Origin of the sequence: Streptomyces gamaensis, from assembly GCF_042656465.1 — a bacterium.
Classification (GTDB): Bacteria; Actinomycetota; Actinomycetes; order Streptomycetales; family Streptomycetaceae; genus Streptomyces; species Streptomyces gamaensis.
The window spans coordinates 565,529-591,815 of sequence record NZ_JBHSPB010000001.1 but is presented as its reverse complement, the minus strand read 5'-3'; the positions used below and the strand labels follow the sequence as shown (position 1 = coordinate 591,815).

The 26,287-nt window shown below is 71.5% G+C and carries 29 protein-coding genes; 10 read left to right on the top strand and 19 right to left on the bottom strand.

Annotated elements, in window-relative coordinates; genetic code table 11:
- Window positions 1-6 precede the first annotated feature (6 nt).
- Genes ACFP1Z_RS02675 through sdhC form a run of 4 tightly spaced genes read right to left on the bottom strand, consistent with a single transcriptional unit; the run spans window position 7 to window position 3,404 of the window.
- Window positions 7-774 carry a succinate dehydrogenase iron-sulfur subunit gene (locus ACFP1Z_RS02675; protein ID WP_390314068.1) on the bottom strand — a complete coding sequence of 256 codons (768 nt, stop codon included), beginning with the start codon at window positions 772-774 and terminating at the stop codon, window positions 7-9.
- Window positions 774-2,528, bottom strand: coding sequence for a succinate dehydrogenase flavoprotein subunit (sdhA, locus tag ACFP1Z_RS02670; protein WP_390314067.1), 1,755 nt, complete (start codon window positions 2,526-2,528; stop codon window positions 774-776). Before sdhA ends, ACFP1Z_RS02675 begins: the two co-directional genes overlap by 1 nt.
- An 18-nt stretch (window positions 2,529-2,546) precedes the next feature.
- A complete protein-coding gene (locus ACFP1Z_RS02665) occupies window positions 2,547-3,017 on the bottom strand; it encodes a succinate dehydrogenase hydrophobic membrane anchor subunit (RefSeq protein ID WP_390314066.1) in 471 nt (156 codons plus the stop codon).
- 6 nt (window positions 3,018-3,023) lie between these two features.
- On the bottom strand, window positions 3,024-3,404 hold the full coding sequence (gene sdhC, locus ACFP1Z_RS02660; protein WP_390314065.1) for a succinate dehydrogenase, cytochrome b556 subunit: 381 nt from the start codon (window positions 3,402-3,404) through the stop codon (window positions 3,024-3,026).
- 346 nt (window positions 3,405-3,750) lie between these two features.
- Here sdhC and ACFP1Z_RS02655 point away from each other — a divergent pair, with 346 nt between their 5' ends.
- The 7 genes from ACFP1Z_RS02655 (at window position 3,751) to ACFP1Z_RS02625 (ending at window position 13,641) form a co-directional block, all read left to right on the top strand.
- Window positions 3,751-5,382: a beta-N-acetylhexosaminidase gene (locus ACFP1Z_RS02655; RefSeq protein WP_390314064.1), complete on the top strand. Its 1,632-nt coding sequence runs from the start codon at window positions 3,751-3,753 to the stop codon at window positions 5,380-5,382.
- Window positions 5,383-5,538: 156 nt separating this feature from the next.
- Window positions 5,539-7,611: a glycosyltransferase gene (locus ACFP1Z_RS02650; RefSeq protein WP_390314063.1), complete on the top strand. Its 2,073-nt coding sequence runs from the start codon at window positions 5,539-5,541 to the stop codon at window positions 7,609-7,611.
- Between the two features lie 313 nt (window positions 7,612-7,924).
- Window positions 7,925-8,959 (top strand): DUF4328 domain-containing protein, encoded by a 1,035-nt coding sequence (locus ACFP1Z_RS02645; RefSeq protein ID WP_390314062.1) that lies wholly within the window; start codon window positions 7,925-7,927, stop codon window positions 8,957-8,959.
- Window positions 8,960-9,032: 73 nt separating this feature from the next.
- Window positions 9,033-9,899: an RNA polymerase sigma factor gene (locus ACFP1Z_RS02640; RefSeq protein ID WP_390314061.1), complete on the top strand. Its 867-nt coding sequence runs from the start codon at window positions 9,033-9,035 to the stop codon at window positions 9,897-9,899.
- A gap of 896 nt (window positions 9,900-10,795) precedes the next feature.
- A complete protein-coding gene (locus ACFP1Z_RS02635; RefSeq protein WP_390314060.1) occupies window positions 10,796-11,524 on the top strand; it encodes a hypothetical protein in 729 nt (242 codons plus the stop codon).
- 213 nt (window positions 11,525-11,737) lie between these two features.
- A complete protein-coding gene (locus tag ACFP1Z_RS02630; protein ID WP_390314059.1) occupies window positions 11,738-13,363 on the top strand; it encodes an acyl-CoA mutase large subunit family protein in 1,626 nt (541 codons plus the stop codon).
- 65 nt (window positions 13,364-13,428) lie between these two features.
- Entirely contained in the window at window positions 13,429-13,641 is a 213-nt protein-coding gene (locus ACFP1Z_RS02625) for a hypothetical protein (protein ID WP_390314058.1), read from the top strand.
- 51 nt (window positions 13,642-13,692) lie between these two features.
- On the opposite strand, the gene ACFP1Z_RS02620 is transcribed toward ACFP1Z_RS02625, so the two are convergent.
- The gene (locus ACFP1Z_RS02620; RefSeq protein ID WP_390314057.1) at window positions 13,693-15,222 is read right to left on the bottom strand and encodes an alpha/beta hydrolase; all 1,530 of its coding nucleotides are present in this window, start codon (window positions 15,220-15,222) and stop codon (window positions 13,693-13,695) included.
- 94 nt (window positions 15,223-15,316) lie between these two features.
- Window positions 15,317-15,508 (bottom strand): SCO1431 family membrane protein, encoded by a 192-nt coding sequence (locus tag ACFP1Z_RS02615; protein ID WP_390314056.1) that lies wholly within the window; start codon window positions 15,506-15,508, stop codon window positions 15,317-15,319.
- Window positions 15,509-15,755: 247 nt separating this feature from the next.
- Here ACFP1Z_RS02615 and ACFP1Z_RS02610 point away from each other — a divergent pair, with 247 nt between their 5' ends.
- Window positions 15,756-17,183, top strand: coding sequence for an amidase (locus ACFP1Z_RS02610; RefSeq protein ID WP_390314055.1), 1,428 nt, complete (start codon window positions 15,756-15,758; stop codon window positions 17,181-17,183).
- Between the two features lie 10 nt (window positions 17,184-17,193).
- Here the strand turns inward: ACFP1Z_RS02610 and ACFP1Z_RS02605 are convergent, their stop codons facing one another.
- From ACFP1Z_RS02605 to ACFP1Z_RS02595, 3 genes are all read right to left on the bottom strand, one after another.
- Window positions 17,194-17,466: a hypothetical protein gene (locus ACFP1Z_RS02605; protein WP_390314054.1), complete on the bottom strand. Its 273-nt coding sequence runs from the start codon at window positions 17,464-17,466 to the stop codon at window positions 17,194-17,196.
- A gap of 105 nt (window positions 17,467-17,571) precedes the next feature.
- Window positions 17,572-18,093 carry a GbsR/MarR family transcriptional regulator gene (locus tag ACFP1Z_RS02600; RefSeq protein WP_390314053.1) on the bottom strand — a complete coding sequence of 174 codons (522 nt, stop codon included), beginning with the start codon at window positions 18,091-18,093 and terminating at the stop codon, window positions 17,572-17,574.
- A gap of 174 nt (window positions 18,094-18,267) precedes the next feature.
- Window positions 18,268-19,251: a MarR family transcriptional regulator gene (locus ACFP1Z_RS02595; RefSeq protein ID WP_390314052.1), complete on the bottom strand. Its 984-nt coding sequence runs from the start codon at window positions 19,249-19,251 to the stop codon at window positions 18,268-18,270.
- Between the two features lie 920 nt (window positions 19,252-20,171).
- Between ACFP1Z_RS02595 and cutA the strand changes: the two genes are divergently transcribed.
- Entirely contained in the window at window positions 20,172-20,495 is a 324-nt protein-coding gene (gene cutA / locus ACFP1Z_RS02590; protein ID WP_390314051.1) for a divalent-cation tolerance protein CutA, read from the top strand.
- Window positions 20,496-20,527: 32 nt separating this feature from the next.
- On the opposite strand, the gene ACFP1Z_RS02585 is transcribed toward cutA, so the two are convergent.
- The 7 genes from ACFP1Z_RS02585 to ACFP1Z_RS02555 form a co-directional block, all read right to left on the bottom strand.
- Window positions 20,528-21,100 (bottom strand): Uma2 family endonuclease, encoded by a 573-nt coding sequence (locus tag ACFP1Z_RS02585; RefSeq protein WP_390314050.1) that lies wholly within the window; start codon window positions 21,098-21,100, stop codon window positions 20,528-20,530.
- Window positions 21,097-21,582, bottom strand: coding sequence for a hypothetical protein (locus tag ACFP1Z_RS02580; RefSeq protein WP_390314049.1), 486 nt, complete (start codon window positions 21,580-21,582; stop codon window positions 21,097-21,099). Before ACFP1Z_RS02580 ends, ACFP1Z_RS02585 begins: the two co-directional genes overlap by 4 nt.
- Before the next feature lie 104 nt (window positions 21,583-21,686).
- Window positions 21,687-21,911 carry a DUF397 domain-containing protein gene (locus ACFP1Z_RS02575; RefSeq protein ID WP_390314048.1) on the bottom strand — a complete coding sequence of 75 codons (225 nt, stop codon included), beginning with the start codon at window positions 21,909-21,911 and terminating at the stop codon, window positions 21,687-21,689.
- A gap of 57 nt (window positions 21,912-21,968) precedes the next feature.
- Window positions 21,969-22,241, bottom strand: a complete 273-nt coding sequence (locus ACFP1Z_RS02570) for a hypothetical protein (protein ID WP_390314047.1) — start codon at window positions 22,239-22,241, stop codon at window positions 21,969-21,971.
- Window positions 22,242-22,302: 61 nt separating this feature from the next.
- Window positions 22,303-23,136, bottom strand: coding sequence for a helix-turn-helix domain-containing protein (locus tag ACFP1Z_RS02565; RefSeq protein ID WP_390314046.1), 834 nt, complete (start codon window positions 23,134-23,136; stop codon window positions 22,303-22,305).
- Entirely contained in the window at window positions 23,126-23,650 is a 525-nt protein-coding gene (locus tag ACFP1Z_RS02560; protein ID WP_390314045.1) for a DUF6879 family protein, read from the bottom strand. Before ACFP1Z_RS02560 ends, ACFP1Z_RS02565 begins: the two co-directional genes overlap by 11 nt.
- Window positions 23,634-23,840: a hypothetical protein gene (locus ACFP1Z_RS02555; RefSeq protein WP_390314043.1), complete on the bottom strand. Its 207-nt coding sequence runs from the start codon at window positions 23,838-23,840 to the stop codon at window positions 23,634-23,636. Before ACFP1Z_RS02555 ends, ACFP1Z_RS02560 begins: the two co-directional genes overlap by 17 nt.
- A gap of 293 nt (window positions 23,841-24,133) precedes the next feature.
- Between ACFP1Z_RS02555 and ACFP1Z_RS02550 the strand changes: the two genes are divergently transcribed.
- Entirely contained in the window at window positions 24,134-24,709 is a 576-nt protein-coding gene (locus ACFP1Z_RS02550; protein ID WP_390314042.1) for a P-loop nucleotide/nucleoside kinase family protein, read from the top strand.
- Here the strand turns inward: ACFP1Z_RS02550 and ACFP1Z_RS02545 are convergent.
- The 3 genes from ACFP1Z_RS02545 to ACFP1Z_RS02535 all read right to left on the bottom strand — a co-directional run bounded on the left by ACFP1Z_RS02545 (window position 24,697) and on the right by ACFP1Z_RS02535 (window position 26,141).
- Complete coding sequence (locus ACFP1Z_RS02545) at window positions 24,697-24,966, bottom strand: type II toxin-antitoxin system Phd/YefM family antitoxin (RefSeq protein ID WP_390314041.1); 270 nt, start codon at window positions 24,964-24,966, stop codon at window positions 24,697-24,699. The two genes, ACFP1Z_RS02550 and ACFP1Z_RS02545, sit on opposite strands and share 13 nt — an antisense overlap.
- Window positions 24,967-24,992: 26 nt before the next feature.
- Entirely contained in the window at window positions 24,993-25,208 is a 216-nt protein-coding gene (locus ACFP1Z_RS02540) for a type II toxin-antitoxin system CcdA family antitoxin (RefSeq protein ID WP_390314040.1), read from the bottom strand.
- Between the two features lie 147 nt (window positions 25,209-25,355).
- Complete coding sequence (locus ACFP1Z_RS02535; RefSeq protein WP_390314039.1) at window positions 25,356-26,141, bottom strand: FadR/GntR family transcriptional regulator; 786 nt, start codon at window positions 26,139-26,141, stop codon at window positions 25,356-25,358.
- Window positions 26,142-26,287 lie beyond the last annotated feature (146 nt).

Sequence of the window (26,287 nt, the reverse complement as noted above, 5' to 3'; positions counted from 1 at the left end):
AAGGGGTCAGAAGCGCCGCGTGATCAGCGCGCGCTTGACCTCCTGGATCGCCTTGGTGACCTCGATACCGCGCGGGCAGGCGTCCGTGCAGTTGAAGGTCGTACGGCAGCGCCAGACGCCGTCCTTGTCGTTGAGGATCTCCAGCCGCTGCTCGCCGGCCTCGTCGCGCGAGTCGAAGATGAAGCGGTGGGCGTTGACGATGGCCGCCGGGCCGAAGTACTGCCCGTCGTTCCAGAACACCGGGCAGGACGAGGTGCACGCCGCGCACAGGATGCACTTGGTGGTGTCGTCGAAGCGCTCGCGGTCCTCGGCGGACTGCCGCCGCTCACGCGTCGGCTCGTTGCCCTTGGTGATGAGGAAGGGCATGACGTCGCGGTACGCCTGGAAGAACGGCTCCATGTCGACCACGAGGTCCTTGAGGACCGTCAGGCCCTTGATGGGCTCGACCGTGATCGGCTTGCTGGGGTTGATGTCCTTGATCAGCGTCTTGCACGCGAGGCGGTTCTTGCCGTTGATGCGCATCGCGTCCGAGCCGCAGATGCCGTGCGCGCAGGAGCGCCGGAAGGTCAGCGTGCCGTCCAGATCCCACTTGATCTTGTGGAGGCCGTCGAGGACGCGCTCCTTGGGATCGATCCGGACCTGGAAGTCCTGCCAGGTCGCCTCGTCCGACAGCTCCGGGTTGAACCGGCGGATGCGGAAGGTGACCGTGATGTAGTGCGAAGCCGCCGGAGAAGCAGCCTCGGCCTCGATCTTGTCGAGAGTGGGGGTGCTCATCAGTACTTACGCTCCATGGGCTGGTAGCGGGTCTGCACGACCGGCTTGTAGTCGAGGCGGACGGAGTCCTTGCCGGAGGAGTCGACCTCGCGGTACGCCATCGTGTGCCGCATGAAGTTGACGTCGTCGCGGTTGGGGTAGTCCTCGCGGTAGTGACCGCCGCGGGACTCCTTGCGCGCCAGCGCGGAGACCGCCATGACCTCGGCCAGGTCGAGCAGGTTGCCCAGCTCGATGGCCTCCAGCAGATCGGTGTTGAAGCGCTTGCCCTTGTCCTGGACGGCCACGTTCTTGTAGCGCTCGCGCAGTTCGGCGATCTTCTCGACGGCCGTCTTGATGGTCTGCTCGGTGCGGAAGACCATCACGTTGGCGTCCATGGTCTCCTGCAGCTCCTTGCGGAGCTCGGCGACCCGCTCGGTGCCGGTGGACTCGCGCAGCCGCTCGACCTGCTCGACGACGAACGCGGCCGGGTTCTCGGGCAGTTCGACGTGCTCGGCCTTCGCGGCGTACTCGGCGGCGGCGATGCCCGCGCGGCGGCCGAAGACGTTGATGTCGAGCAGCGAGTTGGTGCCCAGACGGTTGGCGCCGTGCACCGAGACGCAGGCGACCTCGCCGGCCGCGTACAGGCCCGGCACGACCGTGTCGTTGTCGGCGAGGACCTCGCCGGCGACGTTGGTCGGGATGCCGCCCATCGCGTAGTGCGCGGTCGGCTGGATCGGGATCGGGTCGGTGTACGGCTCGATGCCCAGGTAGGTGCGCGCGAACTCGGTGATGTCCGGCAGCTTGGCGTCCAGCTGCTCCGGCGGCAGGTGGGTGAGGTCCAGGTAGACGTGGTCGCCCTCGGGGCCGCAGCCGCGGCCCTCGCGGATCTCGGTGTAGATCGAGCGCGAGACCACGTCGCGGGAGGCGAGGTCCTTCATGACGGGCGCGTACTTCTCCATGAAGCGCTCGCCGTCCTTGTTGCGCAGGATGCCGCCCTCACCGCGGGCGCCCTCGGTGAGCAGGATGCCCATGCGCCAGATGCCCGTCGGGTGGAACTGGAAGAACTCCATGTCCTCCAGCGGCAGTCCGCGCCGGAAGCAGGCGGCCTGGCCGTCACCGGTGAGGGTGTGCGCGTTGGAGGTGACCTTGAAGAACTTGCCGGTGCCGCCGGAGGCGTAGATGACCGACTTGGCCTGGAAGACGTGGATCTCGCCGGTGGCCAGCTCGTAGGCGACCACACCGGCCGACTTCTTGACGCCGTCGACCTCGGTGATCAGCTGGTCCAGGACGTAGAACTCGTTGAAGAACTCCACGCCCTCCTTGACGCAGTTCTGGTACAGCGTCTGGAGGATCATGTGGCCGGTGCGGTCGGCCGCGTAGCAGGCACGGCGGACCGGGGCCTCGCCGTGGTTGCGGGAGTGGCCGCCGAAGCGGCGCTGGTCGATGGTGCCGTCCGGGGTGCGGTTGAACGGCAGGCCCATCTTCTCCAGGTCCAGGACCGCGTCGATGGCCTCCTTCGCGAGGATCTCGGCGGCGTCCTGGTCGACCAGGTAGTCACCGCCCTTGATCGTGTCGAAGGTGTGCCACTCCCAGTTGTCCTCCTCGACGTTGGCGAGGGCCGCGGCCATACCGCCCTGGGCGGCGCCGGTGTGGGAGCGGGTGGGGTAGAGCTTGGTGAGCACCGCGGTGCGGCTGCGCTTCGTCGCCTCGATGGCGGCGCGCATACCGGCCCCGCCGGCGCCCACGATCACGGTGTCGTACTTGTGGATCTGCATGGTCTGGTAGCCCCGGCTCTAGCGGATGTTCGGGTCGAAGGTGAAGATCACCAGCGTGCCCAGCAGGACGGTGAACACCGTGGCGGCGTACAGCAGGTTCTTCAGCCAGAAGCGGGTCTTGGGCCGCTCCGCGTAGTCGTTGATGACGGTGCGCAGGCCGTTGGCGCCGTGCAGCATCGCGAGCCACAGCATGAGCAGGTCCCAGCCCTGCCAGAACGGCGAGGCCCAGCGGCCGGCCACGAAGGCGAAGCCGATCTTGGAGACGCCGCCGTCGAGGACGAGCTGGATCAGCAGGTGGCCGAGCACCAGGACGACGAGAACCACGCCGGACAGCCGCATGAACAGCCAGCCGTACAGCTCGAAGTTGGTGCGTGTGGCCCTGGGGGTCTTCTTGGTGCGCTTGCGCGGCGCCTCGATGACCGGGGCCGGGTGGTCCACGTCGTACAGGGACGTGCGGTCCTCGACGGCGGGGGTGGTTTCAGCGGACATCTCGCGTCAGCTCCCGAACAGCGTGCGCAGCGTGTGCTGGAGCACGGGGTAGAAAGCGCCTGCCATCAGCACGACCCAGATCGCCACGACGCTCCACAGCATCTGCTTCTGGTAGCGCGGGCCCTTGGACCAGAAGTCGACCGCGATGACGCGGAGGCCGTTGAGCGCGTGGAAGAGGATGGCGGCGACGAGGCCGTACTCCATGAGGTTGACGATGGGCGTCTTGTAGGTGGAGACGACCTGGTCGTAGGCCTCAGGGGAGACACGGACGAGAGCGGTGTCGAGGACGTGGACGAACAGGAAGAAGAAAATGAGGACGCCGGTGACTCGGTGAGCCACCCAGGACCACATGCCTTCCCGGCCGCGGTACAGCGTTCCAGCCGGCACGGAAATACCCTCCGGAGGCGGGGATTGGAGCCAGCCGGCTTCACTGTCAGCGGGCCCGGCCGGGTACGGTCCACCGGCCCTGGCCATCGTAGCGACGCCTTGTCGGTTCGGCCGCGCGGGGGCCGCAGGTGTGATCAAACCGGCACTTGAACTCCCGTTCGTGTGGGTATGGGGGTCTCCGTGCCCGCCGGTTCTGCCCTGCGGTGCCGCTGTTTCCCCTTCTGTCCCGCGCGACAGATGCGTGAATTTCACCCCTTCGGGGGTTATTTCTGGCGCGTGGTGGACACCGGAACCGCTCTCGCCCCTTAGGTTCGCCCCAGCTTGCCCGTATAGCGAAGGGTTTGTCATGGGGCTGTCTGTCGGAGCCACCCGGACCGCCACGGTCCGGTGGCTGGTCGCCGCCGCCACCTTCACCGCCCTCGCGAGCCTCATGGGCTGCCCCCGCAACGGGGACGGCGGCACCCGCCCCACCCCCGGCGGCTCCACCGCCCCGCACGGCAGCACCCCGCCCGGCAGCCCGCCCCCCTCCTCCTCCGCGCCCGCGCCCGTCCCCGCCGGCACCCCCCGCACCGTCCCCTCCCTGCGCGGCACCGCCCCCGCCTCCGGCCCCGGCTGGCGGCCCGCCGCCGGGACCCGCGTCGTCGCCGACCCCGGCGGCCCCCTCGCCGACACCGGCCGCCGCCTCGCCGGAGAACTGCGCCTGCCCTCCGCCGGCGGCCCCGCCCGCCCCGGCGACATCGAGCTCGCGCTGCGCCCCGGCCAGCACGGCGGCCCCGAGGCCTACGAGATCGCCACCCGCGACGGCAGGGCCACCATCACCTCGCAGGACGCCGCCGGCGTCTTCTACGGCACCCGCACCCTGCTGCAGGCCGTACGCTCCGGCGGCGGACTGCCCGAGGGCACCGTGCGCGACGCCCCCGACCGCCCGCAGCGCGGACTGAACCTCGACATCGCCCGCAAGCACTTCACCGCCGAGTGGATCGAGGCCCGGCTGCGCGAACTCGCCGACCTCAAGCTCAACCAGCTCGCCCTGCACTTCTCCGACGACCAGGGCTTCCGCATCGAGAGCAGCAGCCACCCCGAGATCGTCTCCCGCCAGCACCTGACCAAGGCCGAGGTCCGCCGTATCGTCGCCCTCGCCCAGGCCCTGCACATCACGGTCGTCCCCGAGATCGACTCGCCCGGCCACCTCGGCGCCGTCATCCGCGCCCACCCCGGCCTCCAGCTCAAGGACACCGTCGGCACCCCCGCCCGCGGCGCCGTCGACATCGCGAACCCCGAGGCCGCGAAGATCGTCGACGACCTGCTGCGCGAGTACGCCCCCCTCTTCCCCGGCCCCTACTTCCACCTCGGCGCCGACGAGTACCGCGCCCTCACAGCCAAGGACCCCCAGACCTCCTACCCGCACCTGGCCGCCCTCGCCCGCCAGAAGTACGGGCCGAAGGCCCGCGTACAGGACCTCGCCACCGGCTGGCTCAACGACCGCGCCGCCACCGTGCGCTCCCTCGGCAAACGCCCCAAGGCGTGGAACGACGGCTTCTTCCGCGACGGCGTCATCAGCGCCGACAAGGACATCGAGGCCGAGTACTGGACCGGCAGGGAACTGGGCGCCCGGCCGCCGCAGGAATACCTCGACGAGGACCGCCCCCTGGTCAACCTCAACGACGAGTACCTCTATTACGTCCTCGGCGAGCCCAACAACTTCCGCTACCCCACCGGCGAGCGCGTCTACGGCCAGTGGTCCCCGGCGGTGCTGCGCGGCACCACGCCCGTACCCCAGGGCCTGGCCGGCGCGGACCGGATCCTCGGCGGCCGCTTCGCCGTGTGGTGCGACCACCCCGACGCGCAGACCCCCGAACAGGTCGCCGCCGGCATCCGGCTGCCGCTCGCCGCCCTCGCGCAGCGCCTGTGGGACCCGCGGCCGCCCGCCCTGCCCTGGCGGGACTTCCGCGCCCTGTACGGCACGGTCACCCGCTGAGCCCGCCCGGCGCGGAACCGGATGTTCCGGACCCCGGGAGGAGGTGCCTTAGCCTTCCCGTGGTGAACCAAGCGGGCCGCCCCCTCGTTGTACAGACGCGGAAGAAGGCAACACTGGGGACGCTCGCGCATCTCCGCGCATCCGAACGAGGGCCCGATGAAGATCGAATTCCTGCTCCACAACGCGTACGGCATCGGCGGCACCATCCGCTCCACCGTCAACCTCGCCGCGGCGCTCGCGGACCGCCACGACGTGCGGATCACCAGCGTCAACCGCCCCGTCGACGAACCCGAGTTGACCCTCGACCCCCGGGTGCGGCTCACGCCCCTGGTCGACATGCGCGAGGGCACCGACGGAGACGAGTACGGCTCACCGCTCAACCAGAAGCCCAGCGCCGTCTTCCGCGACGAGCGCATCGACAACGGCCGCATGGCCGCCACCGCCCTGACCGACGAGCGCGTCGCCGCCCACCTCGCCGCGACCGACGCCGACGTCGTCATCGCCACCCGCCCCAAGCTCATCGGCTACCTCGCCAAGTACGGCAGCGACCGCTACCTGCGCCTGGGCCAGGAGCACCTCACGCACGAGGCCCACGTCCCCGAGCTGCACGAGGTCATGGACCCGGCGATCGCCGCGCTGGACGCCTTCACCACCGTCTCCGAGGCCGACGCCGGCCACTACCGCGCGGCCCTGCCGGACGCCCGCGCCCGCATCCTCTCCGTCCCCAACGCCGTCCCCGCCCCCGTCGCCGCCCCCTCCGACGGCACCTCCAAGGTGATCGTCTCCGCCGGCCGGCTCGTCGCCGTCAAGCGCTACGACCGCCTGATCGCCGCCTTCGCCAAGGTCGCCGCCGAACGCCCCGACTGGCACCTGCGGATCTACGGGCGCGGCCCCGCCAAGGCGGGACTGCGCAAGCAGATCGAGGACCTCGGCCTGTACGAGCGCGTCACCCTCATGGGAGCCCGCTCACCCATCGAGACCGAGTGGTCCAAGGGCGCCGTCGCCGCCGTCGCCTCCGACGCCGAGTCCTTCGGCATGACCATCGTCGAGGCCATGCACGCGGGCCTGCCCGTGATCGCCACCGACTGCCCCTACGGCCCGCGCGAGATCCTCACCGACGGCACCGACGGCCTCCTGGTCCCCCTCGACGACTCCGGCACCGTCGACGCCTACGCCGAGGCCCTCCTCAAGCTCACCGGCGACGCCGCCCTGCGCCGCCGCCTGGGCACCGCCGCCCGCGAGACCGCCCACCGCTACGAGCCGTCCCGCATCGCCCAGCGCTACGAGGAGCTCTTCGAGGAACTGCGGCCCGGCTGCACCGGCGCGCAGAAGAAGGCCAAGGGCGGCCTGCTGCGCGGCCTGTTCGGCGCCGGCCGCGCCAAGCAGCCGGCCACCGCCCCCCAGCCGCAGGGCGAGACCGCGCACCCCACGGCCCGCTGCCGCGTCGAGGCCGACGGCGCGCTGACCGTGCTGCTGCCCGCCGAACAGCTCACCGCGGCCGACAGCCACCTGCTGCTGCGCCACCGCGGCAGCAAGGGCAAGGAGACCGTGCGCGTCGCCCTGCCCGCCGCACGCACCCCCGGCAGCTGGATCGCCGCCCGCGTCGAACGCTCGCAGACGATGCCCGAAGGCCGCTGGGACACCTACGCCGAGCGCGCCAAGGACAAGACCCGCCGCCGGCTCACGGCCGCGCTCGTCGAGCAGAAGGCCCTCCTCGGCCTGGACCTCGACCGCACCGACGCCGGTATCGCCGCCCGGGTGCCCTACGAGACGAGCGACGGCTTCCTGGCCGTGCGCAGCTGGCTGCGGCCCCGGCACGCCGAGGCCACCGAGGTGCGCGTCGGCGAGGACGGCATCACCGTGACCCTCGCCCCCCACGGCTTCGCCTTCGGCGAGGGCGCCGAGCTCATCGCGCGGCTGCGCGGCGGCGACGGCTCGACGGGCGACGTCCGCTGCGCCGTCGAGGACGGCGCGGGCACCCTGCCGTACGGGCCGATGGCCCGCCGCATCGGCGACGAACAGGACCTGTGGGATCTCTACGCGCGCCCGGCCGCCGGGGCCGCGCCCGTGCGCGTCGGCCGGCTCGCCGGGGACTTCGCCGACCGCAAGGGCGTCGACACCTTCCCCGGCGCCGTGCGCGAAGGGGTGCGGCTGCGCCCGTACTTCACGGTCACCAACGACCTCACGGTCGTCGTCAAGGACGTGGACGGGGAAGCGGCTGCCGAATAACCGGCACGGCAACCACACGCCGTGCGGGGGGAGTTGGCCCCGGCGAGGACGGTCGGGGCCGCCACCCCCCACAGGAGAGACCCCGACCGTCGCCCGGTGCGCACCCTTGTGGGGCCCGCACCCCTTACAGCGCCGGGGCCCCCGATTCCGTCACACTGCCGCCCCGCGCACCGGAGCGCGGGGCGGGGCCCGCTTCTGGACGCGGCCCGGCCCGGGCCCGTAACCTGCGCTCCCGCGCCGCTCGGCGCGCACGTCCCGGCACGCACCGAGCGTCCTGGGACGCCACAGCAAGGCTCCAGGGGGTCTGTCCACCATGTATCCGTGCGGTCACTGCCGCGCTGCCGCCGTCGGCCCGGACGGCCGCTGCGCCGCCTGCGGCGCCTTCCAGCAACAGGCCGCCGTGCCACCGCCGCAGCCCGGCCCGTACGGCCAACCCGGCTGGCCCGCACAGCAGTTGGCCCCCTACCCCTACGGTCCTCCCGGGATGCCCGTGGGCGGCGTGGACCTGCGCCGGGGCGTGAGGATCGCGCTGATGGTGATGCTGGGGGTGAGCGCGGCGGTGCTGCTCGCGCAGTTCGCGGCGCGCTGCGCGCAGTTTTCGTCCCTGCAAGGACTCCTCGACCACGGCATCGAGGACAGCGACAGCATCGCGAGCGAGGCGGACCGCGCGGACGCCTTCGCCGGCGTGGCGACGCTGCTGCTGGACCTCGCCGTCATCGCGACCGCCGTGCTGTGGGCGGTGTGGCTGCGGCGCGCCCGGATCAACGCGGAGCTGTTCGCGCCGGGGACGCACCGCTTCGGCACCGGCTGGGCGGCCGGCGCCTGGTTCACCCCCGTCGTCAACCTGTGGTTCCCCAAGCAGATCGTCAACGACATCTACCGGGCCAGCACCCCGCCCGGCCCCAAGGGCCCGCCGCGCGCGCTGGCCAACGCCTGGTGGACGCTGTGGATCGCCAGCGGAGTGCTCTACGTGATGGCGGGCTTCAGGTCGGCCTTCGTGAACGTCCGTATCATGAACCCCCGTTACGACGGCTCCCACTGGCGCGACGACGTCACCGCGCTGAAGGGGGCCACCGCGCTCGCGGGCGGCGCCTCGCTGCTGCTTGCCGTCGCCGGGGTGCTGGGCCTGCTCGTCGTACGGCAGCTCGCGGGGCTCCAGGAACGGCGCGCGGCCAGTGGCCCCGCGCCCGGTGCCGGGCTTCCTTACGGCGGCGCCGGTGTTCCCCACGGTCCGGCGGGGTATCCGCCCGTACAACCGCAGCCGGGGCCCGGATGGCCGGGCCCGGCGGGGCCCCCGCCGGCCCCGCCGACGCAGAATCCTTACGGCCCGGGGCCGGCGCAGCGCTGAGCGTTCCGCGCAGTGCGGCGCTCGCCGCCGGGCCGCCGGTCCGCGGTTTCTCCGAGTGGGGCAGGATGAGGGCGTGCAGGGGGACGACGCTGAGCTGACCGCCGCGGTGCGCGCGGCGCAGGGCGGTGACGAGACGGCATTCCGTACGGTCTACCGCTCCGTGCAGCCCCGCCTGCTCGGCTACGTGCGGACGCTCGTCGGCGAGGCCGACGCGGAGGACGTGGCCTCCGAGGCGTGGCTGCAGATCGCCCGCGACCTCGGGCAGTTCACCGGGGACGCGGACCGCTTCCGGGGCTGGGCCGCGCGCGTCGCCCGCAACCGGGCCCTGGACCACATCCGGATGCGCGGCCGGCGCCCCGCCATCGGCGGCGACGACAGCGAGCTCGCCGCCCGCCCCGCCGACGCGGACACCGCCCGGCAGGCCCTCGAATCCCTCGGCACCGACCACACCTTCGCGCTCATAGCCCAGCTTCCGCAGGACCAGGCGGAGGCCGTCGTGCTGCGCGTCGTCGTCGGCCTCGACGCGAAAAGCGCCGCCGGTGTCCTCGGCAAGCGGCCCGGCGCGGTGCGCACGTCCGCGCACCGGGGGCTGCGGCGGCTCGCGGAGCTGGTCGCGGGCGACGGCACCGACGCCGGTGCCGGTGCCGTCACCGGCAGCACGGCCGGCGGGGGTACGGGCGCGGGGGGCGCGGGTACCGGGAGTGCGCGCGGGGGGCTGGGCGCAGGCGTGGGCGCTTCGGTCAACGGGCGCGCCGGAGCGCTCGGCCAGGCGCGCGAGAGGGCTTTCGGCGCGGGGCTCGACGGGGGCGTCGTCCCCCGGCAGCGGCAGGACTCCCCCGCGCCGTCGACGTCATCCGCGGCGTCAACTGCCGCACGTCCGGGGGAGAACGCCTCCGCCGGTGTGACGCAATGGCGCGCGCGGACGCAGAAGGACATGTGATGGCGGACGACCACCGGTACGAGTGGCTGGACGGCTGGCTCGATGACGAGGCCGCGGAGCGGCTGCTGAACGGAGCCCCGGACGGACCGGGGCGGGGCACCCCGGCGGGGGCCGAGCGGCTGGCGGCCGCGCTCCACGCGATCACGCCGCGTCCCGCGGCCACCGACGGCCCGCTGCCGGGAGAGGAGGCCGCGCTCGCGGCGTTCCGCGCCGCGCGGGGGAGTCGGAGGGGCACGGCCGGGACGACCGGAGCGGCCGGCGCGATCGGCGCCGGGGGCGCGGGAGTTGAGGGGGCGGGTGCTGTCCGTGCGGATGCTGTCCGCGCGGTTGACGGGGTGGCGCGTGGTGCGGGGGGCGCCGGCGTCGGTGGGGCCGGGCGTGAGGCCGTTGCCGGTGCTGCGGCCTGCGACGGTGAGGGTGCGGATGCCGTCCGTGCGGCTGATGAGGTGGCGCGTCGTGTGGCGGGCGCCGGCGCCGGCGACACCGGTCGTGAGGCCGTGGCGGGTGCTGCGGCCTGTGAGGCTGCGGATGCCGGAACGGGCGCCAGTGGAGCGGGAGTTGAGGGTGCGGGCACCGTCCGCGCGGTTGACGGGGTGGCGCGTGGTGCGGTGGGCACCGGTGTCGGCGGAGCCGGGCGTGAGGCCCCTGCTGGTGCTGCGGCCCGTGAGGGCGAAGGTGCCGTCCGTGCGGCTGATGGGGTGGCGCGTGGTGCGGCGGGTGCCGGTGTCGGTGGGGCCGGGCGTGGGGCCCCTGCCGGTGCTGGGGTCCGGGAGGGTGAGGGTGCCGGCCGCGCGGGCGGTGAGGTTGTTGAACTCCGGCCCCCCGTACGGCTCGTGGCTCCGCCCGTCGGGCGTCGGTGGCGGGGGCGGTCCGTGCGGGCCGGGGTGGCTGTCGCGTTGGCCGGGTGTGCGCTCGGTGGGGTCGCCGTCGCGGCCGGGGCCGGGATGCTGCCCGGCCCCTTCGGCGGAGCCGGTGCCGACGCCGCCGCGCCGAGCGTGTCCGCCGTCGAGGAGCGGGACGCCGTCGCCACGGTCCCCGGTGACCCCTCCGCGCGCGGCACCGCGCCCGGTGCCGACGGGCGGCCGTCCCCGGCCGCGCCCGGCGGCCCCACCGGCGGGGCACCGGCTGTGCGCGGCGAGCCGGACCGGAGCGCCCCGCCCGGCCCCGGGGCGTCCCCCGCGCCCATGCCCCCGGGCCACCCCACCGGGAACACCCCGGACAGACCCCAAGAAAAGGACGGCAAAGGCGACAAGCCCCAGCAAAACGGCGGCGATTGGGCCGCCCGCGTCTGCCGCGAGCACCTCGCCGCCGAGCAGCACGGCGGCCCGGCACCCGACGAGAACGCCGTCCGCGTACTGGAACGCGCCGTCGGCATCGGCGAGGCGGGCCTGCGCGACTACTGCGAGCGGCTCCTCAAGACGGTCGGCGGCGACGCCGCCCACGGCCCGGCGCACCCGGCCCGCCCGGGCGGCACCGGGCAGGAGGACGGGGACGGGGACGGGGACGGCGGCACCCTCGGTGGGCTGCTGCGCGGCGTACCGCACCCCGGCAGCCTGCTCGGACCGCGTACCCCGGCGGGGGAGCGGACCCCGGGTGTGACACTTTTCGACCCGGCGGCGCTGTAAGGAGTGAGCCGACTGGTCATCGGCCGCGCGGGATCCGGAGTTCCCCCCATACCACCGGTTCCGCGCATGTGGCGCGGGTAGGGCTCTTCCCCCGGCCTTGCCCGCGCCCCCTCCTCTTCCCCCGTCCGTGCGGAGCCCCGTGGCGGGGGCTGCCCCGGCGCCCGGCGCGGCGCATCCTGTCAGCAGGACGCGCGACGACGGGAGGCACGGCCCATGGCACAGGACCCACCGGCACAGGACGCACACGGCACGACCGGCGGCCGCCGGTCCGAGTCCGGGTTCACCGTCGAGCCGGTCTACGGGCCCGGGGACCTCGCCGCCGGCTGGGATCCGGCCGAGCGCCTGGGCGAGCCCGGCGCCTACCCCTACACCCGCGGCATCCACCCCACGATGTACACCACCCGCCCGTGGACGATGCGCCAGTACGCCGGATTCGGCACCGCGGCCGAGTCCAACGCCCGCTACCGGCAGCTCATCGCCCACGGCACGACGGGCCTGTCCGTCGCCTTCGACCTGCCCACGCAGATGGGCCACGACTCCGACTCCCCCCTCGCGCACGGCGAGGTCGGCAAGGTCGGCGTCGCCGTCGACTCCGTCGAGGACATGCGCGCGCTGTTCGACGGGATCCCGCTCGGCGAGGTCTCCACCTCGATGACCATCAACGCGCCCGCGGCCCTGCTGCTGCTCCTGTACCAGCTCGTCGCCGAGGAACAGGGCGTCCCGGCCGCCCGGCTCACCGGCACCGTCCAGAACGACGTGCTCAAGGAGTACATCGCGCGCGGGACCTACATCTTCCCGCCCAAGCCCTCGCTGCGGCTGGTCGCCGACACCTTCGCCTACTGCGCCGCCGAGATCCCGAAGTGGAACACCATCTCCATCTCCGGCTACCACATGGCCGAGGCCGGGGCCACGCCCGTGCAGGAGATCGCCTTCACCCTCGCCAACGGCATCGCCTACGTCCGCACCGCGCTGGCCGCCGGCATGGACGTCGACGCCTTCGCGCCCCGCCTGTCGTTCTTCTTCGTCGCCCGCACCACCCTCCTGGAGGAGATCGCCAAGTTCCGCGCGGCACGGCGTATTTGGGCGCGGGTGATGCGCGAGGAGTTCGGCGCGCGCGACCCCAGGTCGCTGATGCTGCGCTTCCACACCCAGACCGCGGGCGTCCAGCTCACCGCCCAGCAGCCGGAGGTCAACCTCGTCCGGGTCGCGGTGCAGGCACTGGCGGCGGTGCTGGGCGGCACCCAGTCCCTGCACACCAACGCCTTCGACGAGGCCATCGCCCTGCCCACCGAGAAGGCCGCCCGCCTCGCGCTGCGCACCCAGCAGGTACTGGCCCACGAGACGGACGCGACCGCCACCGTCGATCCCTTCGCCGGCTCCTACGCCATGGAGTGCCTCACCGACCAGGTCGAGGCCGGCGCCGTGGAGTTGATGCGCCGCATCGAGGACATGGGCGGCGCCGTCGCCGCCATCGAGGCCGGCTTCCAGAAGAGCGGGATCGAGCACAGCGCCTACCGGGTGGCCAAGGAGACCGACAGCGGCGAACGCGTCGTCGTCGGCGTCAACCGCTACCGCCTGGACACCGAGGAGCCGTACGAGCCGCTGCGCGTCGACCCCGCGATCGAGGAACGGCAGGCGCGGCGCCTGGCCCGGCTCCGCGCCGAGCGCGACGGCGCGGCGGTCACCGAGCGCCTCGCCCGTCTGAAGCGGGCGGCCGCCGGCCCGGACAACGTCCTGCCGCCCATGCGGGAGGCGCTGCGCGCCCGGGCGACGGTGGGCGAGGTGTGCGGGGCGCTGCGGGAGGTGTGGGGGGAGTACGTGCCGACGGAGGCGTTCTGAGTCCGGCCTTCCCCGTTCCCGGAACCGGTGCACAGGCCCCCTCCTCCCTGAGGGACACTGGTGGGATGTCCGCTCCCCGCCGTACCTGTCCCGTTTGTGCCCGTGAGATCGCCGTGGTCGGCGGCCGCTACGCCCGCCACGACCCGCCGGGCCGCCGCGTCTCGTACGAGCTGGTCTCCTGCCCCGGCTCCCGCCGCTCCGCTCCGCTGCTCGCCGGCGAACCGATGCTCTTCGACCCGGAGAAGCCGCCGATGGACGGGCAGGGCCAGCTGTTCTGACCGTTCAGCTCTGACTGTTCCGGGCGGACCGGCTGTCCCGGGCGGTCGTCGTCAGCGCGTCTCCGCCGGGCACGCTATGTCCTGCTCCGGCCGCTTGCCCGTGACGAGGAACTCGGTCACCGCGCGGTCACCGCAGGAGTTGCCGTTCGCCAGATACATCGCGTGGCCGCCCGCGTCGACGGTGACCATCCGGGCCCGGTCGCCGAAGGCCGCGCGCATCTTCAGAGCCCCGCTGTAGGGGGTCGCCGGGTCGCGCAGGCCCTGCAACAGCAGAACGTTCGACGGGCCGTCCGGCGTGATCCGGACGGGCTTCTCCACAGGGCCGCCCTTCCAGAACGCGCACGGCATGACGTTCGCGGGCATCCCCGCGGTCAGCGGGTGGGCGACCCGGTCGACGGCGACGGCACGCACATAGCCCGGCACCGCGCGCGGCCAGCGCACGTCATTGCAGACCACGCCCAGGAAGACGGCCGCATCGCGCTGCTCCATCGGCTTCGGCTGCGGGTCCGGCACCTTCAGCGGTGCGCTGCCGCCGTCACCGGCGGCCGCCATGAGCCGGGCGAACCCGGGGAACTGCTCGTCGTTGTACAGCGCCAGCTGCATCTGCTGCCGCAGCGCATTGCCGGTCAGCAGCTTCTTGGTGTCGTCGAACCGGCGCGGCTCACGGTCCAGTTGAGAGGCGAGGGACAGGAAGCGATCCCGCACCTCCTGGGGCGTTCTCGCCAGCCGGTCCGTACCGCGCGCCGGGTCGGACGCCCACTTCGCGAAGTCCGGGAAGCGGTCCTCCGCGCCGACCGCGAAGTTCGCCACCCAGGCGCGCTCCACGCGCTCCGGGTCCGGGTCGGCATTGCTGTCGAGCACCCAACGGTCCGTGTGCTGCGGGTACTTCTGCGCGTACACGGCGCCCACGTACGTACCGTACGAGAGGCCGTACGCCGAGAGTCTGCGCTCGCCCAGCGCCTGCCGGAAGCGGTCGAGGTCACGGACCTCGTTGACCGTGGACAGGCTGCGCAGGACCGGGCCGCCGTCGCGGGCGCAGGCGTCGGCGATGCGGCGCGCCGTGGCGACGTTCGCCCCGATGGAGCCGTCGGCGGCGGGCCAGGGGCGGAAGGTGGTGATCTCCCGGTCGGCCGGGGAGAGCCCGCAGTCGGCGCCCGGACTGCCGCCCGTGCCGCGCGGGTCGAGGCTGACGATGTCGTACGCGCCGTGGGTCTGCTGCCGCAGCTGGGTGCCTCTGCGCGCCAGCATGCCGACACCCGAGCCGCCCGGCCCGCCCGCGATCAGCAGCAGCGTGCCCCGCCGGGCGTCGGGATGATCGCTGCGCAGCCGGGAGACGGCGAGGCCCAGCCGCCGGCCGCCCGCCTCGCGGTAGTCGAGTGGGACGGACAGGGTGGCGCACTCACGGGCGGGGCCGTGCGCGTCCGTCACCTCGCCCTCGGCCTTCGCGCAGGGCCGCCAGTCCAGGCGCGGCGGGGCGCCCGGTCCGTCGGCCCGTGCGGGCGCGGCGGACAGCGTCGCGGCGGCGCAGGCCAGCGACAGGGCGGGTAACAGGACGTTCCGGAGTCGCGGTGAGGATCGCATGCGACCACGGTGGCGGAGGTGACACATCCCCGTCCATGGGGGATACCCCCCAAATCCTGCTGGGGTATGACCCTGACGCGGGACTCAACGCCCCTTACAGCAGTCCGAGTTGAGTGAGCAGCATCGCCGTCAGTACGACGAGGAGCCAGCCCGCGGCCTGCACCGCGGGCCCGTGCTCCCCGTCGGGGTCCGACGGCCCGCCGGTACGGGCGCGGACAGCGCGAGGGGCGGTGACGACCGCCGACGCGGCGCCTGCGGTGGCTGCGGCGGCTGTGGACTCGGCCATGGGAGGTGGTTCCTTGCTGCTCCGACTGCGGGTATGCCCTGGAGTACGGGTATGTCCAGGTTGCGGCCGTCACGGCGGCCGGTAAAGGGAATGTGCCCCGGCTCACGCCACCGGCGTGACCCGGCTCACGCCGCCGACGTCAACCGATGTGGTCCGGCTCACTCCGCCGCCGGGTGGCTGTGCGGACAACTCCCGGGCTCCTAGCGTTGGTTGGAACGGGGGCAACGGGGACAGCAAGGGGGATCAGGTGACAGGGAACAGCACCGACGGCCTGGCCGGCCAGGCCCGCGCCCTGGCCGCGGGCGAGGTGTCCGCGCGCGAGCTGACCGAGCGGGCGCTGGCCCGTATCGATGGGACACAGGGCACACTCAACGCGTTCCGCCGCGTCCGCGCCGAGGCGGCCCTCGCCGAGGCCGACGCCGCCGACCGGCTGCTCGCCGCCGGGGAGCGCAGACCGCTGCTGGGCGTGCCCGTCGCGGTCAAGGACGACATGGACGTGGCCGGGGAGCCCACCGCCTTCGGCTGCCCCGGCGACTTCCCGCCCCGGCGGGCCGACAGCGAGGCCGTCCGCCGGCTGCGCGCCGCCGGGGCCGTGATCGTCGGCAAGACGAACACCCCCGAGCTGGGCCAGTGGCCCGTCACCGAGGGCCCCGCCTTCGGCGCCACCCGCAACCCCTGGCACACCGGCCACACCCCGGGCGGCTCCTCCGGCGGTTCCGCGGCCGCCGTCGCCGCCGGGATCGTCGCCGGAGCCCTCGGCTCCGACGGCGCCGGCTCCATCCGCATCCCGGCCGCCTGGACGCACCTGGTGGGCATCAAGCCCCAGCGCGGCCGGATCTCCACCTGGCCGGAACCGGAGGCGTTCTGCGGCATCACCGTCCACGGCCCGCTGGCCCGTACGGTCGCCGACGCCGCCCTGCTGCTGCACGCCGCCGCAGGCTCCCACGCCGGTGACCTGCACCGGCCGCCCGCCGCCGACCTCCTCGGCGCGGCCGCCCGCCCGCCGCGCCGCCGCCTGCGCGTCGCCCTGTCGCTGCGCCCCGCGTTCGCGGCCGTACGCCACCGCCTCGACCCGCAGGCCCGCGCGGCCACGCTGCGCACGGCCGACCGGCTGGCCGCCCTCGGCCACGAGGTGGTCGAGGAGGAGCCGCGCTACGGCCCCGTCGGCCTGACCTTCGTGCCGCGTTCGATGTCCGGCGTGCGGCAGTGGGCCGACCGCGTCCCGCGGCGCGAGCTCCTCGACGGCCGTACGCACGTCAACGCGCGCGGCGGACTCCTCCTCGGCGGCGGCGTCCTGCGCGTCGCCCGCGCGGCGGAGAGCGCGCTGCGGGCCCGGGTCGCCGAGGTCTTCGGCCGCTTCGACGTCGTCCTCACGCCGACGACCGCCGCGCCACCGCTGCCCATCGGCGCGCTGGACGGCCTCTCCAGCCACGGGACCAACTCCCTGATGATCACCGCCTGTCCCTACGCGTGGCCCTGGAACGTACTCGGCTGGCCCGCGATGAGCGTGCCCGCGGGCTTCACGGACTCCGGGCTGCCCTTGGGGGCGCAGCTGCTGGGCCCCTCCCACAGCGAGCCGTTGCTGATATCGCTGGCGGCCCAACTGGAGGCGGAGCAAAGGTGGTTCGAGCTGTGGCCTCCGGTGGGGGAGGGGGTGCTCGGGGCGGCCGCCTGAGGAGTACGGGCTATGGGTGCCCGGTGTGCCCGGGGTCCGGTGCCGCTGTGCCGAAGAGGTCGGCCATCAGCTCGGCGAGGGTCGCCAGGCCCGGTCCGGTGCCGTTGCCGTCGAGGAGTGCTTCGGCGAGGACGGACTCGGCTTCGAGGGCGAGGAGTTCGTCCGTCGCCTCTTCGAGGGCGTCGAGACCGGCGAAGGGGGCGGGAGAGGGGGCGACGGGGGTTTTGGTGGCGTCGGCGGCGGCGTCGGGAATGGAGGCGGTAAGGGAGGCTTCCGTTTCCATGACCGTAAGTGTGGCGGTGGGGGTGGGGTGGTCGTCAACGCTTGGGCAGGGCACGGCAGATGGTCATGGAGCGGGTGGATGTCTGACGGTCCATCGGCTATAGCCTCAGCTCAACTTCCGTACCTCTTCCCGTATCAGCTCCTCGCGCCGCTCGTGCCAGCGAGCGATCGTTTCTGCATACGACGAGCGCAGGTAGCGGAAGAAGGCGGCGGTCTCGGCCAGCCGCATCCCGGCCGGGGTGTCCGTACCCAGACGGCGGGACGCCTCGGCCAACATCCTGGTCCAGCCCAGGAGTTGCTGCTCCCGGCCCGTGAACGCCTCCATCCACAGCTCCTCGTTCAGCCGGTAGCGCTCACGCCGTGACCCCGGGTCCCGCTCCCGGCTCGCCAGCCTCATCTGCGTCAACTGCCGTATCGCGCCGGACACGGACGCCGGACTGATCCGCAGCCGCTCCGCGAGCTCCGCCGAGGTCAGCGCCCCGCTGTCGGATACGAGCAGCGTGGCGAACACCCGGGCCGCCATGCGCTGCGTGGACGCCCCGGTCAGCTCGGCGGCGAATCGTTCGGCGAAGTGGGCGGCCGCGTCCTCGTCACGCTGGGGGCGCGGGTGCTCTGCGGGTGCGGGCATGACTCAATTTTACAGCCTTCGGGAACTTCACAAAATTTTGAAGACGGCGTACGGTCAAACTGTGCCCGGGAGTTGACGGGGCGCCACCCCGGGCCTGGAGACGCTACGGGGGTGCGGGTCCGGGCCCGGGGGCGGCCGGGCCTCGGCCGACCGCCCCGGTTCGGGGTCACTGGGCTAGCGACGTTCCGTGTGCCGGACTTCAGCCTTCTCGTCGCGAGCCTTGTTGTCGCGCATGTCGCGGCGGATTCTCGCGGCGTGGGTGTGGACGGTGTCGGCGGTTGCGGTGTTGCCCCATGTGGTGGGGGTGCCGCCGCCTCGGCACGTACGGCACAGGCCGTTGTGGAACGCTTCGGGGGCGCCTGGGCGGCCGCAGTTGGTGCACTCGATGAGGCGGCGGCGTGCGGGTGGGGTCGCTGGTTCGGGTGAACGGGCCAGCAGGGGCGGGAGCTTGGTGGTGAGGCGGCGGCGGGCGAGGCCGAGGGGTGAGTGGACGCCGTCGTGGGGGAGTCCGCCGGTGATGGCGGCGGTGAACTGTTGTTCCGTGACGTTGCGGGCGAACCATTCCTGGGCGAGGGGTTCGAGTTCGGCGCAGTCGGCGGCGGAGAGGGTCATGCGGGGGTCGGCGAGGCCGAGTGCGGCGAGGGCGGTGTAGGCGCGGGAGGGGCGCTTGGGGGCGGGCGTGGGCCGCCCGTACGGGTGGACACGCGGCTCCGGCATGGGCTCCGGCTCCGGCATGGGCTGCCTGGGTACGTCCACGGTTTCCCGGACCTCGTCCGGAAGTACGACCGGTGCCTCCACCACCGCCTCGGCTGCCACCGCGTCCGCGCCCCCGCCGATGAACGCCTCCCACCACGCCTCGCTGTGGGGCACCCGGGACCAGTACGTCCGCGTCACCCACATCGTGCAGCCCTTGCCCAGCGTCTCCGTCTTGATGAACAAGTGCCCTTCGCCCTTGAGGTAGTTGAGGGCGGATCCGGCGGCCTGCTGCCCGTACGTGGTCGTCTTCGCCAGCGTCTTGATGTCCATCGCGGCGCCCTCGGGGAGGCGGTCGATGAGGTGGGCGAAGTACGCCTCGCGTGCGGGCAGGTGCGCGTACGTGTCCGGGGCGAGCGGGGGCTGGCCGGGAACGGGCTTCTTGCCGAAGCCTGCGGGGGCCATGGGAACAGCGCTAAGCTGGGCGGCAGCCATCGGATCGTCTCCGCATCAGTCGATCTGGAAGGTCAGGGCCCCGTATCGGTGTTGTCGCACCGGCGGGGCTCGCTTCGTTGATAGGCACGTTACACGCTGCGCATGGGTGGTCACGCCGGATTGTCGTAAGTCAACTCTCTTGTGCTATACGCGCGTTGCGCGTGTACGTGTGCGCGTCCGCGCACGCGGGGGAGGGGGTGGGAGGGTGGGGATATATCTACCTCCCATTCCTTGAAAAGAGCGCTCGGATCCCGGCCACCGAACCCCAAGACCCGGGCGCCGGGCCGAAAACCGCAGGAAGCTCGGGCGGTACGGGTGCTCTTTGTGGAATGCCTCGGCCCGGGACCCGGGTTCCGGTGCGGCCGTCAACATGGCGCGTCAACCGGATTGGGGTATCCAAAACCCGGGCCAAGAAGGGGAGTTGAGCCGCTACACTCGGCACTGACGCGCCTTGGTGCACCTTCTCGACAGAGGTACCTCCGGGCCCCACGCCTTCGGGGCCCGGCCCGACCTCTGTCGACAGCCGTCGACCGGGATTCTCGGCGGCCGTTTGAAGGAGGTCCCGTATGGGCCGTCATGCCAAGCCGAAGGTGTCGATCTGGAAGCGCGTTGCGCGGAAGGTGAGGCAGCTGAAGCTGCGGCGTAAGGGCTGACCGCCTGTCCCCGGATATATCGGGGGCAGACGGCCAATGAGCCCTTGGGTGCCCGCCCGGATCCCGCCGGGCGGGTGCCCACTCTCTTGCTGTTCGCACCGCGCGGTTGATATCCGGCCCGCGCGGCACTCGACTCCCGTGCACAGGAGCTGGCGCCGTCCCCCACGGTACCGGATCAGCCCGGCCCAGGTCAGCAGTCGATACCGATCGACGCAGCGTCTGTCTAGGCTCTGCACCATGACGAACCCCGACTACGCCGTAGTGACCACCACGACGGACGCCGAGGACAAGGCCCACGCCCTGGCCGGCTCCGCCGTGACCGAGAGGCTCGCCGCCTGCGCGCAGGTCTACCCCATCGCGTCCGTCTACCGGTGGGAGGGAAAGGTCGAGCGGGAGCGGGAGTGGCGCGTCGACTTCAAGACGCGCGCCGAACTGGTCGACAAGCTCGCCGCTTTCATCAGCGCCCACCACGACTACGACGAACCCGAGGTCATCGCCGTACCCGTCATCGGCGGATCGCCCGGGTACCTGAACTGGTTGACGTCGGAGACGAACGGCTGAGCCCACGAGCCGGGCCGGGCCCGGCCAACGGCTCACTCCTGCTCGAAGTCCCCGGTGTCGATCGCCAGCCCGACGGCTGTACCGGTGAGGTCGACCGGGTCGCCGAACCCGATCGCGGGCCAGACGCAGTACGAGCCGTTGTGCGGCTCGGCGTGGACCGTGCAGTGGGCGGCGTACGGGTCCACGACGAGGTACACGGGTACGCCCGCCGCCGCGTAGGCGTCCTTCTTGGGGCCGTAGTCGTTCCTCGCCGTGTTCTTCGTGATCACCTCTGCGACGAACAGGACGTCCTGATACCGCAGGCGCCCTCTGGCCGCCCCGTCCTTGAGCAGGACGACGTCAGGGCAGAATCCGTTCAGGTGGCCGGGGAAGTCGACGCGGACGTCCGACAGCAGGCGCCTACGGGGATACCTGGTCCGCAGTTGCTCGTACACGGCGATGGTCAGGTCCCAGTGGTTGTCTCGCTGCGGCCAGAAGTGCACGGCTCCTTCGACGACTTCGACCTTGTGCCCGCCGGGGACGGGCATCCTCTCCAGCCAGTGGAAGAGCGTGTCCAGGCTGAGCCGTTCGTCGCGCTCGGCCTTCCTGGACGAATCGATGGTCACCGTGGGGCTCCCGCTGATCCGAGAGGGCAGCTCAGCTCCGGCTCGGTACGGTTCGGGGAGCAGATCACCAGTGCCACCGACAGGAACAAGGTGCCTCGCAGGTAGAACCCGAGTGACACGTCCCCCTGCTGTTCCAGCCGCTTGGCGGCGGAGGTGACGAGTACGGACAGCGGGTTCGTGTCCTCGCTGTGTTCGGAGGCGAATCGCAGCGTGTGCCCGGCAAGTTGCTCCTCCAGCCATTGCACGGCGTCCTTCGGCTCGTTCCACGTCCCCCTGATCAGCTTTGGCGGCTTCAGCAGCCACAGTGCCGTCTCGATCGGGGGTACGTCGGTGGTCTTCCACTCCGCGACGGCTTCGCGGTACCGCTGCCGTACCTCGTCGGGGCTGGTGGCCGAGGGTGTCAGGGTCGGAGGCGGACGGCGGATGCTTTCCTTGTCGAAGGCCGACTTCTCGCCGGTCCAGAGATAGCCATGAACGTGCAACAGGTCTTCCCGTCCAGGAACGTTGGCGGCGGCCTCCACCTCGTCGGGAGGCAGAGGCCGCCAGTTACGACGGCGGCCGGCTCAGAGCGCCGTGATGGGTCCGGTCAGGCCGTGAGGTTGAAGCGGGCCAGGTCGATGCCAGCCGCGTTCAGTTCGGCAGCGGTGAACCTCAGCGGCTCCGCGTGGGGCCGCTTGCTGTCGCCGAGGGCGTAGGCGTCCTCACCGATGCGGGCGAGGATCACGCACGCCTCACCGTCGGGGTGGGTGTTGCCCCCGCACGCCTTGACGAACCGCGCGCCTTCGATGTTGAGACCGTACAGGTCAGCCATGATGAACCTTCCTGATGGGAGGAAGGACACAGGAGCAGCCATCGCCGCCGGGGTGCTCTACAGCTCCTGCTGGCGACGTGCCGACTCGGCGTAGACGAGAGCGTTCGCCAGCTTCCGGACGGTGGGCAATGGAACGGTTCCCAGGAAGACGGACGGTTCGCCACTGAGCGAGGCCCGTCCCGTCAGCCGGGGCCAGGAGTCCCGGTCGCCAACCGTGATGCCCATCAATGTGAGCGCCTGTCCGAGCATGAAGGCGGCGTCGTCGGCCTTCTTCTTCCCTTCCATGAAGGCGTCGGCTTGCTGTGCTGCTGCTTCGGTGTCCGTGGTCATTGGCACATCGTGGGGCTCACGGTGGGTCAAAGCGAGTTTTATTCACGTCTTGGGTTAAAGATCACCGGCGGTAGGTTGCAGACCATTCCCCCAGCTTCTCTCTCGCCTCGTCTCCAAAGAGTGCGTATCCCTCGTAGCGGTCGAAGTTCTCCCGGTATGCGGTTACGTCCCGGTGGTCTCGGAGGACAAGAGCTCCAGTTTCAGTCTCGACTGTTGCCAGCCTCCGGTCATAGATGGTGAACGTGTTCAGCGGGCGCTCGGGCACGTAACCGCCCAACGGAATGATGCCGAGGCGTACGTTCGGGATCCGGGAGACCGACGCGAGCCGGTCGAGCTGCATCGCCATCGCCATGGGAGGGAGGAGCGGCCAGCGTACAGCTTGCTCTGTGAGCAGGAACGTAAACAACTTCGACGGGTCGTAGAGCACACTCTGACGCTCCAGCTTCTTGGCGACAGTCTTGGACTGATCGCCGGGAACATCTGCGATGCTGGCGCGTACATACTCCGGTGTGGCGAGCAGGCCGGTAATCATTGACAGGAGGAAGAAGCGGAACTCTGTAGAGATGGATTCGAGTTGTGCCAGCTCGTTCTGTTTCTTGTCCAGGCCTCTGCGGCGAGACGACCAATGGTCCTGCCACTCCGTGTTTACCGTTCGAGCCAAGGCGAGAATTTGGGTGGCGAGAGGCCCGGTGGCGCCGAGGGTTTCAAGGATCAGTTCAACGTCGACAATAGTGGGTGTCAGTTTTCCGTTCTCAATATTACTGATCTTGGTTTGAGACATGGCACAACGGCGAGCGAGCCAGGTTTGAGTCTTCCCGGCTCGCTTCCGTTGGTTTCTCAGTGCTTCCGCTAGGTCTGACCTGGACTGGCCTAGCCTTGCCGGTTCAAAGGTCAAGGCCCTTCACGTACTCCTCGAAGGGCACTGACTCCTGCACGGCGATCCGCTGGTATTCGATGAACGGGGTCACGTCACCTTCGTGGACTTCGCGGCTGATCTGCCTACCGTCCGGGTGGTAGTTCATGAGCACCACTTCGGATCGGTCGAACATCCAGAAGTCCTGAACCTCTTCAAGGGGGTTCTGGCGGTCGGTCACGTCGAGGATCCGGATCTCCTCACCTGTCATGGCGTGAGGTGCGTAGTAGTGCGAGAACTCGAATCGCAGGTACTCGGACAGCGGTCGGGTGACGACGTGGACGCGTCCCTGAGCGCGTCCCTCGGCGACTTGTCGACGCAGTCTGTCGGTGTACTCGTTCGACACCGTGGCCGGGTCGACGCGGGCCCCGTTGCGAAACTCCTGCAACTCTTGGGCCTCCTGCGGCATGAGGTACTGCGGCAGGGTTTCAAGACGCCATGCTTCCCGCTTGAATCCCTGGAATCGCGCCTGCCATGCCTCACCATCCAAGAGCATGAAACGCCTCCCTCAGAACGTTCTCGGGGATCTCCACGAGACCCTCGCCGGCCGGGGTGTCGAAGGCGTTGGACGCCTCGCCCTGAACCAGGAATGATCCGGTCGCCGTCCGGTACACGTTCGGGCAGTCGTCCTTGCCGCATTCGCCGTTCCCGCTGCCAGTAAGCCGGGTCAGTTCCGCACGCGTCATGATGAACCCCCTTGTGGCTGGCCCTGGTTGGACCGGTGACCATGACGGTACGAGAGTCTCGTGACGTCGTCCATGCGGGGGCGCCAATATTCGCGTGATCGCATAAACCTGTGTCTTGGTGCTCCTGCAGTGGCGCCTGGGGTGCAGGCCCCACCCGCGTGCGGCCCTACGGCGATGGCGCACGAACACCCCTCCGACTACGCCAAACTCTCCCGTGAGCCTGGATTCATCGCCTTCCGGCTCATCAAGAGCAGCCCTCCCTGACACGTCGACTTGAGAAGCGAGAGAGGCGTATGACCACACCGACACTGACCGTCGTGAGCGGGCCGCCGGGGACAGGTAAGACCACGCTCGCCCACGCGCTCGCTCAGGAGCTCGGCTGCCCCGCGGTCATCCGCGACGAAGTCAAGCAAGGGATGGTCCTGTCCACCCCGGGATACCAGGCCGGCGGCGAAGACCCACTCAACTACCCGACGCTCGACACCTTCTTCGAAGTGACGAAGGTCCTCCTCCGCGCCGGGGTCACGACCGTCGCAGAAGCTGCATTCCAGGACAAGCTCTGGCGGCCGCACCTGGAACCCTTCATGGAACTGGCCCGACTGCGCGTCATCCGCTGCTCAACCTCTGCCGCCGTCGCTCACGAGCGCATCGCACACCGCGTGAAGCACAGCGGCCATCGCGTCGCCCACGGTGATCAGGATCTCCTCGAAGCGATTGCCTCCGGGGAACATTCGATTGAATCATTCGTGCCGATCTCCCTCGACGTGCCCACGCTCGTGGTGGACACCTCGGACGGCTACAACCCGGGCATCGCAGACATCGTCTCCTTTGCCCGAGAGCCCAGGCTTGCGCGACCTCAGCAGAAGTAGCTGCCCTCTTCGTCGGACAGCTCAGCCACCAACTCCTCCAGGGAGGCGGTCGGCCCGCCCTCGGCCCGAACCGTCTCCGCCTCCCGTGCGAGCAACGCGTCGGCCGCGTCCTCCAAGGCCTGGAAGTCGCCGAGGGGAACAAGTGCCGCCACCGGAACCCCGTTTCGAGAGATGACGGTCGCGGTGCCCTGCTCTGCCTGGTTCAGATACAGCGCGAGGCGAGCCCGTACCTCGCTCGCGGTCACTATGTTGTCCACGGCACAGCTCCATGGCGACGGCGGCGTCACGTGACGTCCTCGCCGAAAACGTCCGCGAGTTCTTCGGTGTCGGCCGTGGTCCGCTCGCGCCAGGCGCGGACCGTCGGCGCGGCGTCGCGCAACTGCTGGGCACGCAGCGCGTGCTCGATGTAGGCCGAGAGGTTGCCGCCGGGGGCGGCTGCGCGGGCGTGGGCGAGGAGGTCGGCCGGCAGCGTGACCGTGGTACGCGTATGAGCAGCCATGCAGGCAGCGTAGCGGTGCCGGACCGGACGGGCGCGGCCGGGACGGCTCGCGGTCACGGTGTCGTCCACGGCACCAGCGCGCGCACAGACCTCACCGGCCGCAGGGCGGAACCCGCACAACTCCCCACCCGCCCCGCAACGGAGTTGCTACGGCGCCAGCACATCCAGCTCCGCCATGGCCCCCGTGACGATCTCCCGCGTCAGCGCCTCCGCCCGCTCCGCATCCCGTTCCCGTACCGCCTCCGCGACCCGTACGTGCAGGGTCACCGCCGCCGGATCGGGATCGGTGAACATCACCCGGTGTTCGGTGCGGCCCGTCAGGACTTCGGCGACGACGTCGCCGAGGCGGGCGAACATCTCGTTGCCGGAGGCGCGCAGGATGACGTGGTGGAAGGCGATGTCGTGGACGAGGTAGGCGGACAGTTGCTGGCCTCGGGAGGTGGCGACCATGCCCAGGGCGTGTTCGGTGAGTTCGGCGCACTGGGCGGCGGTGGCGTGGCGGGCGGCCAGGGCCGCGGCGGCGGGTTCGATGGCCGAGCGCAGGACGGTCAGGGAGCGCAGCTGGCGGGGGCGGTCGGCGCCGGCGAGGCGCCAGCGGATGACCTGGGGGTCGTAGACGTTCCACTCCTCGGGGGCGAGGACGGTCACGCCGACGCGGCGCCGGGAGGTGACCAGGCGCATGGACTCCAGGACCCGTATCGCCTCGCGGACCACCGTGCGGGAGACCTCGAAGCGGCGCTCCAGCTCGTCGGTGCGCAGCACGGAGCCGGGCGGGTACTCGCCCGCCGTGATCGCGGGTCCCAGGGACTGCAGTACGCGCGCGTGCTGCCCCTGGCCCGGCCGTGCCTGCTCCGGCCGCTCCGGCCGTCCCAGTCGCTCCGGCCGCTCCAGCCGCTCCGGCTGTTCCGGCCGCCCCGGCCCCTGATTTCGCATGGGGTCAGCCTACGGTTTCCCAGCCCTCCCAATTAAGTATGACTTTTAGGTCACAAGCTCTTGAATACGTCGTATCCATCGGCTTGAGTGAGGCCCGCGTCGCCGACGGCGTCGACAGCGAGAACCAGCACCACAGTGAGGTAAGC